The organism is Acidisoma sp. (assembly GCF_035492295.1).
Lineage (GTDB): Bacteria > Pseudomonadota > Alphaproteobacteria > Acetobacterales > Acetobacteraceae > Acidisoma.
In genome coordinates, this window is the sequence record NZ_DATJJK010000230.1 from 1 (window position 1) to 7,519 (window position 7,519).

Sequence of the window (7,519 nt, forward strand, 5' to 3'; positions counted from 1 at the left end):
GGCCATGGCCTCGGGCAGGAGCGAGAGCTGACGGACCGGGAGAAGGCCATCATTGGCGCGCCGCGGGATCGACCTGTCTTTATGATGGACAAACGTCGCATCCGAATTGAGGTCGTGATCCCCCGCGGCGACCGAAATCTGCACCGGTGGGACAGGTGGAGCAAGAAGCACCTGGCTCCGAGCTGGCGGGATGCCCTGCATGGGGCGGGCGGGCACTCATATCGCACGTGGTTTATCTACAACGGCATCATCCCGCCGGCGTGGTTTTCGAAGGTCGAGGACCTCAAGCCAGATCGGATCGCCGCATGAGTTGGTCTACCGTCATCAGCCCAGCGATGGACCGGGAGATCGAGGAGATGATCCGGTCCAAACGCAGCTGGGCTGAAATCGGCCGACAGCTGAAGCAGGACCCCAAGGTCATCCGACAGCGCGTGGAGCGCACGCTCAGGCGCCACGACCTCATCGAGCTTGCCCTGAGCCACCGTCAGAACCGCGAGCCGGACGGGACGGTCCAGGCGGGTACGGCGCGCCCGTGGGGCGGCGAGGCACTCCCTCCGGGCCACAGCGTGACCTGGGGCGTCATCACGGACGGGACCTGCTTGGAAGGTCAACCATACCCCTATGGAAGGACAGAGGGCTGATGACGAACACGGACCCTAGCCACGGCAAGCTCTGGACCATCCGGGAACTTGCGGCCTTCCTCGGCTACACTGAGAGCACGGTGCAGACTCTGGTGTCTAAAAAACCCAGCGGGCTGCCGCCACGGGTCGCGGCACTCTATCGCCCTCGGTGGGATCCGGACGTCGTACGCGCATGGATTGCGGAGCAGAGCAGGGGAGCCGAGCCGGTCCGCAGGGCAGGGCGGCGCAGGGCAATATAGGCACTCACCGGATCGTGAGTACACCAAACTGCACCATAAGGGCGAAATAAGTCTTATATTTCAAGGGCTTTTGGTGCCGGGTGAGGGATTTGAACCCCCGACCTTCGGTTTACAAAACCGCTGCACTACCACTGTGCTAACCCGGCCTCAGCGCTTGTAGCCGCTTTGCCGGCCGACGTGCAAACCCCTGTGACGCATCAGAGCAGGCCGCCCATGCATGCGTGCAATGGTTGCCCGTGGCTCGCTTTCCCATATCATACTCCATCCGGCCGGCGCCCCTCGCGCCGGTCGCATCCCTTGTAAGCGGCGGCAGCCGAGCCCGCCCCGGACGGAGGACCGATCATGCCCAAAGCCGCGCCGATTCCTGCCGAATTGCAGCCCGATCCGGCCCATTATGGCGTCGATCTCGAGGCCGCCTTCGCCGCCATTGTGGCGTTGCGCGCGACGGCGCCGGCCGATGCCTTCACAGCCTCCGCCCTTGGCACCGAGCGGGAGGGGTCCGGAATCATCATCACGGAGGACGGCCTCATCCTCACCATCGGCTATCTCATCACCGAGGCGGAGGAGATCTGGATCACGACGGCGGATGGGCAGACGCTGCCGGGCCACGCGCTGGCCTTCGATGCCGAGAGCGGCTTCGGCCTCGTCCAGCCGCTCGGCCGGCTGCGGGCAAGGCCCATTGAACTCGGGCACAGCACCGATGTCGAGGTCGGCCAGGGCGCCATTTTCGCCTCTGCAGGTGGCCGCCGCATGGCGATCGAAACGCGCGTCGTCGGCTGCCAGGAGTTCGCAGGCTACTGGGAATATCTGATCGACAATGCGCTCTTCACCGCGCCCGCCCATCCCTTCTGGGGCGGCGGCGCGCTGATCAGCCGCGATGCCAAGCTTCTGGGTATCGGGTCGCTCAGCCTGCAGCAGGATGACCAGCACGGCAGCCGGCTCGATATGAACATGGTTGTGCCGATCGACCTTCTGCGCCCCATCCTCGAAGACCTCACGCGCCTGGGTCAGGTGAACCGGCCACCGCAACCCTGGCTCGGCATCTATGCCATGGAGGACGAGGAACGGGTGGTGATCGGCGGTGTCGCCGAAGGCGGCCCGGCCGACGCCGCGGGGTTGCGCCAGGGGGACGAAGTGCTGGCCGTGGAAGGGGAGACGGTGGACAGTCTCGCCGGGCTCTGGCGCAGTTTGCGCGGCCATGGGCCAGCGGGGGCAAGGGTTGTGCTGTCCGTCCAGCGCGACCAGCGCCGCATGAGCGTCGCCATCGCGACTGTTGACCGCCGCGGCCTGCTCAAGAAGCCACGCCTGCATTAGGTCTGATCGGTTCGGTTGAATCGCGACAGCCGTTCAGCCGCGTGAATCAGAGCGCGAGTCACACTCCGATGGCGACATGGATGGCGCTTCGCTACCTGATGTGACAGGCTGACGGTTCCAGCGAAGATGGCTGGCGCTGAGCGTCGGCCGCGCCTCCCTCACTCTGAGCCAGGCGGGCGGCCTTCGCCTGCGAGATAGCACAAATCAGCCGAGGAGAAGCGTGATGGCCAAAGGTCGTGACAAGGGCGGGCGCGAGCCGAAGAAGCCCAAAGCGAGCAAGAAGACGCTGGCGCCCAGCCAATCCCCCTTCAAGCAGGCAGCGCCGCTGCCCGCAAAGGGCGCCACCAAGAAGGACTGACCCGGGGCGGAGAGGGGCTCAAACGAAAACGGGGCGCCCGCAGGCGCCCCGTTCCGTCGTTCAGGCTGATCCGAAGCGGGATCAGGCGGAGTAGTACATCTCGAACTCGACCGGGTGCGGCGTGTGCTCGAAGCGGTACACTTCCTTCATCTTCAGCTCGATGTAAGCCTCGATCATGTCCTTAGTGAAGACATCGCCCTGCAGCAGGAATTCATGGTCGGCGGCGAGGCTGTCCAGCGCTTCGCGCAGGCTGCCGCAGACGGTCGGGATTTCCTTCAGTTCCTCGGGCGGCAGGTCGTAGAGATCCTTGTCCATGGCATCGCCGGGATGGATCTTGTTCTTGATGCCGTCGAGGCCGGCCATGGCGATCGCCGAATAGGCGAGATAGGGGTTCGCGGTCGGATCGGGGAAGCGCACTTCCACGCGCTTGGCCTTGGGGCTGGTCGTGTAGGGAATGCGGCAGGAGGCGGAACGGTTGCGCGCGGAATAGGCGAGCAGCACGGGGGCCTCGAAGCCCGGGATCAGGCGCTTGTAGCTGTTGGTCGACGGGTTGGTGAAGGCATTGATGGCCTTCGCGTGCTTGATGATGCCGCCGATGAAATAGAGGCACAGTTCGGAGAGATCGGCATAGCCATTGCCCGCGAAGAGCGGCTTGCCGTCCTTCCAGATGGACTGGTGGGTGTGCATGCCGGAGCCGTTGTCGCCATAGATCGGCTTCGGCATGAAAGTCGCCGTCTTGCCGTAGCTGTGGGCGACGTTGTGGACGCAATACTTATAGATCTGCATCTCGTCGGCCATCTTGGTCAGCGTCGCGAAACGCGTGCCGAGCTCGTGCTGGCTCTGCGCCACCTCGTGGTGATGCTTCTCGATGATCAGGCCCATTTCGCCCATGGTGGAGAGCATCTCGGCGCGGAGGTCGACATCGCCGTCCACCGGTGCGACCGGGAAGTAGCCGCCCTTCACGCTGGGGCGGTGGCCCATATTGCCTTCCGGATAGTCCTTCAGCGAGGAGCCGGGGCCTTCAACGCTGTCGACCTGATAGATGCCGTAGTTGCCGCCCGTGCCGAACTTCACGCTGTCGAAGATGAAGAACTCGGCTTCGGCGCCGACGACGAGCGTGTCGCCGATGCCGGTTGCCTTGAGGTATTCCTCAACGCGCTTCGCGGTCGAGCGCGGGTCGCGGGTATAGCCCTGGCCGGTGGAGGGCTCGATGATGTCGCAGAACAGGATGAGCTGCGGCTTGGCGGTGAAGGGGTCCATCACGGCCGTGTCCGGATCCGGCATCAGGATCATGTCGGACTCGTTGATCGCCTTCCAGCCGGCGATCGAGGAGCCGTCAAACATGAAGCCGTCGCGTAACACCTCCTCCTCGATGGTGGAGACGTGCTGTGCGGTGTGCTGCCACTTGCCGCGCGGATCGGTGAAGCGCAGGTCGACATATTCGACCGCGTTCTCCTTGATCATCGCCAGCACCTTGTCGACGCCGCTGCTCGCGCCCGCGGTTGCCGCCTTTTTCGCCATGTCTGCGATATCCCTCGCCAGTTTGAATTCAGTCGATAGAACCGCCCGCCATCCGGCGGGCGTTGGTCAGATTGCCTCTTCGCCGCGCTCGCCGGTGCGGATGCGGATGACTTCCTCGATGGCGCTGATGAAGATCTTGCCGTCGCCGATGCGCCCGGTGCGGGCCGCATTCACGATGGCTTCCACCGCGCGCTCCACCACGTCGTCCTCGCAGACCACCTCGATCTTCACCTTGGGGAGGAAATCGACGACGTATTCGGCGCCGCGATACAGTTCCGTGTGCCCCTTCTGGCGGCCGAAACCCTTGGCTTCGACGACCGTGATGCCCTGCAGCCCCACCTCGTGCAGGGCCTCCTTCACCTCGTCCAGCTTGAACGGCTTGATGACCGCCTCGATCTTTTTCATCCGTGTTCCTTGCCCGGGCGAGCCCGCGCACCTTCCCATTGTCCAAGCCGCGCATCCCGCGCAAGGGAGGGCGTTTACCAGGGTTGCAGGATGCGTGCCACCGGCGATTGTTGCGCGACACCCCTGGATTGGTGCGATATGCCCACGAGTACGGCAGTGCCTGCGCCCGGCATTTGGGCTGGCCATGCCTGTTTTGCGGGCAGGTTGAACCCATGCCGTGGCAGACCTACTGTCGGCCCGCTCCAGTCAATGAGGCCAGATTGCCGTGAAGCCGCTCAACACGCTCCTCTCCAACACCGGCACGACCATCTTCACGGTGATGTCGGCGCTCGCCGTCCAACACGGCTCGATCAATCTCGGCCAGGGTTTCCCCGATACCGACGGCCCGGCTGACGTGCTCAAGGCTGCCGCCGACGCGCTGATGGACGGGCGCAACCAGTATCCGCCGATGGCCGGCGTGCCCGAGCTGCGCCAGGCCGTCGCGGCGGCGAACCGGCGCTTCTACGGGCTCGAGGTCGATCCCGACAGCGAGGTGGTGGTCACATCCGGCGCCACTGAGGCGATCACCGCCTGCCTGATGGCGCTGCTTAACCCCGGCGACGAGGTGGTGCTGATCGAGCCGCTGTACGACACCTATCTGCCTGTCGTCCGCCTGCTCGGCGCGGTGCCGAAGCTGGTGCGCCTCCAGCCGCCGAAATGGGAGCTGCCGCGCGCCGAACTCGCCGCCGCCTTCGGGCCGAAGACCAAGGCGATCCTGCTCAACACGCCGATGAACCCGTGCTCCAAGGTGTTCACCGCCGCCGAGCTCGCCTTCATCGCCGAGCTGCTGCAGAAGCACGACGCCTATGCCGTGTGCGACGAGGTCTACGAGCACCTCACCTTCGACGGTTGGAAGCACATCCCGTTGATGACCTTGCCCGGCATGCGCGAGCGCTGCCTGCGCATCGGCAGCGCGGGCAAGACCTTCTCCGCCACTGGCTGGAAGGTCGGCTACATCACCGCACCGAAAGCCCTGGCCGGCGTGGCGATCAAGGCGCACCAGAACCTCACCTTCACCACGCCGCCCAATTTGCAGCGCGCCGCGGCCGTCGGCCTGGCCAAGGACGATTCCTATTTCGCCTCCCTTTCCGGGGATCTGCAGGCCAAGCGCGACCTGCTGGCGGACGGGTTGGCGCGCATCGGCTTTAAGGTGCTGCCGGTGCAGGGCACCTATTTCGTCACCACAGATTTCCGTCCGCTCGGGTTCAACGGCGACGATGCAGCGTTCTGCCGCTTCATCACCGAGCAGGCCAAGGTGACGGCGATCCCCGTCACCGCCTTCTACGAGGGCGCCGCCCCCAGCCACTACGCCCGCTTCGCCTTCTGCAAGAAGCCCGAGGTCCTGACCGAGGCGCTGGCCAGGCTTGAGCGGCTGTTCGCGTCGGGCGCATTGACGCGCCCGGCCGCTTCGGCCTAAACGCCGCGCAGCGAACGCTAAGGAGCGTCGCAGGTATGGCGGACGTAGCTCAGTTGGTAGAGCGCTCGGTTGTGGTCCGAGTTGTCGCGGGTTCGATCCCCGTCGTTCGCCCCATTCCCCTTTCGAGTGCACGCATATGACCCTGACGGTGGCAATCGGCGGCCTCGGCGCGATCGGCCTCGCGCTGGCCCAGGCGCTCGACCGTGGCGTGGACGGGCTGCGGCTGGTCGCCGTCAGTGCCCGCGACCGTGACAAGGCTCGCGCCAACATTGCCGGCTTCGCACACCCGCCGGAGATCGTGGACCTCGCCGACCTCGCGCGGGCGGATGTCGTGGTGGAGGCTGCCCCGGCTTCGGTGTTCGAGCAGATCGCCGGACCCGCTATCGCCGCCGGCCGCATCTTCGTGCCCAGCTCCGTCGGCGCCCTGCTGCCGCGCATGCACCTGGTGGAGCAGGCGAAGGCCAGCGGCGCCCGCATCATCGTCCCCACCGGCGCGCTGCTCGGCCTGGACGCCGTGCGCGCCGCCGCCGAGGGTGAGGTCGCCAGCATCACCATCGAGACCCGCAAGCCCACGCGCGGCCTGGTCGGCGCGCCCTATCTGGAGAAACACGGCATCGACGTGCTGGCGGTGACCGCGCCCACGGTGATCTTCGAGGGCAACGCCTTCGATGCCGCCGCCGGCTTCCCCGCCAACGTCAACGTCGCCGCGGCCCTGGCACTCGCCGGCATCGGCCCCCAGCGTACCACCGTGCGCATCTGGGCCGACCCGGGCGTCGATCGCAACATCCACACCATCAAAGTCGAGGCCGAAGCCGCCCGCCTGACCATGACGGTAGAGAACGTGCCCAGCGAGGCCAACCCCCGCACCGGCAAGCTGACCCCCCTCTCGGTCCTCGCCTGCCTGCGCGGCCTGACTTCCACGCTGAAGGTGGGAAGCTGATCGATCCCGTCACAACTGCCGCAGGATGATCGGATCGGTGATCTTGTCGTCGGCCGCGAGCAGCACCGCCTTGGACAGGATCACCGACAGCGTCCGGTCGCCCGCGAACGGCAGGTAGACCGGCCCGCTCTCACATTCCCGCCCGGACGCCGGGACGATGCAGAGATGCCGCAGCGCCGGCAGGATCGCCACCGCCGCCGAGCCGATATGGATCCGGTAGTTGTGCAGCCTGCCGCGCACGATCAGCGCTCGCTCATCGAAACTGCACCGCTCGGCGATCGCCAGCCGCAGGACGATTGCCTCGAGCAGGGCCCGGCGGGTCTGCGCCGCCTCCGACAGCGCGGCGAGGCTCTCCCGCTCCCAGTATTCCGTCGCATCGCGCTGCCACTGACTGGGGTGCTCGGCAGTGCGGCCGCGATCGTACCAGGCGGGATCGCTGGCGATGGAGGCGACCGCGGTGAACAGGTCGCAATGCCGCATGACCTCAGAAAACACGACCGCCGGCACCGTATCGACCGCCAGTGCTAGGCCGCGCTCGGCATCGGTGACGCGGTAGATCTCGCGCCAGGCTTGGGCGAAGGGCTGCACCACTTCCAGCGCCGCGATGCGTGCCCGCCAGGCCGCCACCGCCGCCGCCGTGTCGTC

10 protein-coding genes and 2 tRNA genes are annotated in these 7,519 nt (G+C 66.2%); 8 read left to right on the forward strand and 4 right to left on the reverse strand.

The window, feature by feature from the left end; translation table 11 throughout:
* The 3 genes from VL752_RS17320 to VL752_RS17330 form a co-directional block, all read left to right on the forward strand.
* Positions 1–309 (forward strand): hypothetical protein (locus VL752_RS17320; protein ID WP_325357114.1); only part of this gene is annotated, 309 nt, incomplete at its 5' end.
* Positions 306–641 (forward strand): hypothetical protein, encoded by a 336-nt coding sequence (locus VL752_RS17325; RefSeq protein ID WP_325357115.1) that lies wholly within the window; start codon positions 306–308, stop codon positions 639–641. The genes VL752_RS17320 and VL752_RS17325, both read left to right, overlap by 4 nt.
* A complete protein-coding gene (locus VL752_RS17330) occupies positions 641–880 on the forward strand; it encodes a helix-turn-helix transcriptional regulator (protein WP_325357116.1) in 240 nt (79 codons plus the stop codon). Before VL752_RS17325 ends, VL752_RS17330 begins: the two co-directional genes overlap by 1 nt.
* A gap of 71 nt (positions 881–951) precedes the next feature.
* On the opposite strand, the gene VL752_RS17335 is transcribed toward VL752_RS17330, so the two are convergent.
* Positions 952–1,026, reverse strand: a tRNA-Thr gene (locus tag VL752_RS17335).
* A 196-nt stretch (positions 1,027–1,222) separates the two neighbouring features.
* Between VL752_RS17335 and VL752_RS17340 the strand changes: the two genes are divergently transcribed.
* Both VL752_RS17340 and VL752_RS17345 read left to right on the forward strand, forming a co-directional pair.
* Positions 1,223–2,194 (forward strand): S1C family serine protease, encoded by a 972-nt coding sequence (locus tag VL752_RS17340; RefSeq protein WP_325357117.1) that lies wholly within the window; start codon positions 1,223–1,225, stop codon positions 2,192–2,194.
* A 223-nt stretch (positions 2,195–2,417) separates the two neighbouring features.
* On the forward strand, positions 2,418–2,552 hold the full coding sequence (locus VL752_RS17345; protein WP_325357118.1) for a hypothetical protein: 135 nt from the start codon (positions 2,418–2,420) through the stop codon (positions 2,550–2,552).
* Between the two features lie 81 nt (positions 2,553–2,633).
* Here VL752_RS17345 and glnA read toward each other — a convergent pair whose 3' ends face one another.
* Complete coding sequence (gene glnA, locus VL752_RS17350) at positions 2,634–4,073, reverse strand: type I glutamate--ammonia ligase (protein ID WP_325357119.1); 1,440 nt, start codon at positions 4,071–4,073, stop codon at positions 2,634–2,636.
* Positions 4,074–4,139: 66 nt separating this feature from the next.
* A complete protein-coding gene (locus VL752_RS17355) occupies positions 4,140–4,478 on the reverse strand; it encodes a P-II family nitrogen regulator (protein WP_325357120.1) in 339 nt (112 codons plus the stop codon).
* Positions 4,479–4,743: 265 nt separating this feature from the next.
* On the opposite strand from VL752_RS17355, the gene VL752_RS17360 reads away from it, so the two are divergent.
* From VL752_RS17360 to VL752_RS17370, 3 genes are all read left to right on the forward strand, one after another.
* Complete coding sequence (locus tag VL752_RS17360) at positions 4,744–5,934, forward strand: aminotransferase (RefSeq protein ID WP_325357121.1); 1,191 nt, start codon at positions 4,744–4,746, stop codon at positions 5,932–5,934.
* 38 nt (positions 5,935–5,972) lie between these two features.
* A tRNA-His gene (locus tag VL752_RS17365) sits at positions 5,973–6,048 on the forward strand.
* Positions 6,049–6,070: 22 nt separating this feature from the next.
* Positions 6,071–6,874: an aspartate dehydrogenase gene (locus VL752_RS17370; RefSeq protein WP_325357122.1), complete on the forward strand. Its 804-nt coding sequence runs from the start codon at positions 6,071–6,073 to the stop codon at positions 6,872–6,874.
* A gap of 9 nt (positions 6,875–6,883) precedes the next feature.
* On the opposite strand, the gene VL752_RS17375 is transcribed toward VL752_RS17370, so the two are convergent.
* Positions 6,884–7,519: DUF4132 domain-containing protein (locus VL752_RS17375; RefSeq protein ID WP_325357123.1), on the reverse strand; the 636-nt coding region annotated here is incomplete at its 5' end.

Bases quoted from the DNA above. Each gene is read 5' to 3' on its own strand.
- VL752_RS17325 (WP_325357115.1), top strand. From the start codon at position 306: ATGAGTTGGTCTACCGTCATCAGCCCAGCGATGGACCGGGAGATCGAG.
- VL752_RS17330 (WP_325357116.1), top strand. From the start codon at position 641: ATGACGAACACGGACCCTAGCCACGGCAAGCTCTGGACCATCCGGGAA.
- VL752_RS17340 (WP_325357117.1), top strand. From the start codon at position 1,223: ATGCCCAAAGCCGCGCCGATTCCTGCCGAATTGCAGCCCGATCCGGCC.
- VL752_RS17345 (WP_325357118.1), top strand. From the start codon at position 2,418: ATGGCCAAAGGTCGTGACAAGGGCGGGCGCGAGCCGAAGAAGCCCAAA.
- glnA (WP_325357119.1), bottom strand. From the start codon at position 4,073: ATGGCGAAAAAGGCGGCAACCGCGGGCGCGAGCAGCGGCGTCGACAAG.
- VL752_RS17355 (WP_325357120.1), bottom strand. From the start codon at position 4,478: ATGAAAAAGATCGAGGCGGTCATCAAGCCGTTCAAGCTGGACGAGGTG.
- VL752_RS17370 (WP_325357122.1), top strand. From the start codon at position 6,071: ATGACCCTGACGGTGGCAATCGGCGGCCTCGGCGCGATCGGCCTCGCG.